Origin of the sequence: Microbacterium sp. ISL-103 (assembly GCF_018613995.1) — a bacterium.
In the GTDB taxonomy this organism is placed as follows: Bacteria; Actinomycetota; Actinomycetes; order Actinomycetales; family Microbacteriaceae; genus Microbacterium.
The window spans coordinates 1-1,535 of sequence record NZ_JAGGPD010000544.1; the positions used below are offsets into that span (position 1 = coordinate 1).

At 68.0% G+C, this 1,535-nt stretch carries 2 protein-coding genes; both read left to right on the forward strand.

The genetic code is table 11. The features are described 5' to 3' along the window. Nucleotides 1–774 (forward strand): ERAP1-like C-terminal domain-containing protein (locus tag J7E68_RS17395; RefSeq protein ID WP_215174709.1); only part of this gene is annotated, 774 nt, incomplete at its 5' end. 73 nt (nucleotides 775–847) lie between these two features. Further along, on the forward strand, nucleotides 848–1,535 hold a 688-nt coding region (locus tag J7E68_RS17400; protein WP_215174716.1), incomplete at its 3' end, for a mechanosensitive ion channel family protein.

Sequence of the window (1,535 nt, forward strand, 5' to 3'; positions counted from 1 at the left end):
GGGCGCGAGACCGAGTCGACCACTGTGCGCACCACGCTCGCACAGCTGCGGACGGCAGCCACGCTGTACGTGACGCCCGAGGCGCGTCTCGCCGCCCGCCAGAAGGTCGCAGACGGCGTCTGGGCGCTCGCCGAGGCCGCGGAGTCGGGCAGCGACAGCCAGCTTCAGTTCGTCACCGCGTTCGCCAGCTCTCTGGTCACGCCCGAGCACGCCGGCGTCATCGGTCGCCTCCGCTCCGGAGAAGAGACTCTTCCGGGTCTCGAGATCGATGCCGACCTCAACTGGCAGCTCCTCGTCGGTCTCGCGACGATCGGTGCGACCGACGCCGCGTCGATCGATGCGGCACTCTCGGCGGACAACACGGCGAAGGGTGGCGAGTTCGCCGCTCAGGCGCGCGCAGCCCTGCCCGACTCGGCATCGAAGAGGGCCGCCTGGGAATCGCTGATCGAACGCGACGACGCGCCGAACACGATCGTGCGCTCTGCGGCGCTCGGCTTCGTGCACCCGGCGGGCGCCGATGCGCTGCGCGAATTCGTGCCGGCCTACTTCGACATGCTGGAGCCGATCTGGGAATCCCGCACCTACCAGATCGCTCAGTACCTGATCGTCGGCCTGTTCCCGACTGCCATCGCCGACGTCGAGCTGCGCGACGCCACGCGGGCCTGGCTGTCCGCGAACCAGGACGCCGCTCCCGCGCTGCGTCGTCTCGTGCTCGAGAACCTGGCCGACGTCGAGCGCGCACTGGCCGCTCAGTCCCGCGACGCGGAGGACTGACCTCGCTTCACTGATCAGGCCTCTGCGCGGTGCAGCCAGCCCGCGCAGAGGCCTGATCGGTATTCTGAAGGGGATGATCGTGTCATTCGCAACCACCCCTGCTCCTGTCGTCACCGAACTGCCGAAATGGTGGGCCGACGTGCTCGCCGTGCTCGGCGTCGTCGGCGGGAAAGCGCTCCAGGTCGGGATCATCGTCGCGGCGTGCGTACTCATCGCACTCGTGCTGCGTGTGGTCATCCGCCGCGTGGTGCACCGCATCGTCGACAGCGCGAAGAACAAGGCCGCAGTGGATGACACGCAGGCGCTGGAGCGGTCGCCGCTCGCCGACATGCGTCTCGTCCAGCGCACGCGCACTCTCGGGACGATCCTGCAGAACATCGTCAACGTGATGCTCGTCGTGATCGCTGTCGTCCTCGTCGTGAATGCGCTCGACAACAGCCTGCTCGGCTCGCTCACCCTGCTCACGGCGGCGGTGGGTGCGGGCCTCGGTTTCGGCGCGCAGAACATCGTCAAGGACGTCCTGAACGGTATGTTCATCGTCGCGGAGGATCAGATCGGCATCGGCGACGTCGTCGATCTCGGCCTTGCCTCCGGTGTGGTCGAGTACGTCAGCGTGCGCATCACCCAGGTTCGGGACGTCAACGGCACGCTCTGGTACGTGCGCAACGGCGAGGTCACCCGCATCGGCAACATGTCGCAGGGGTGGGCGCGGGCGATCATCGACCTCGGCGTGCCGGTCGACTCCGACCTCGACAAGGTGG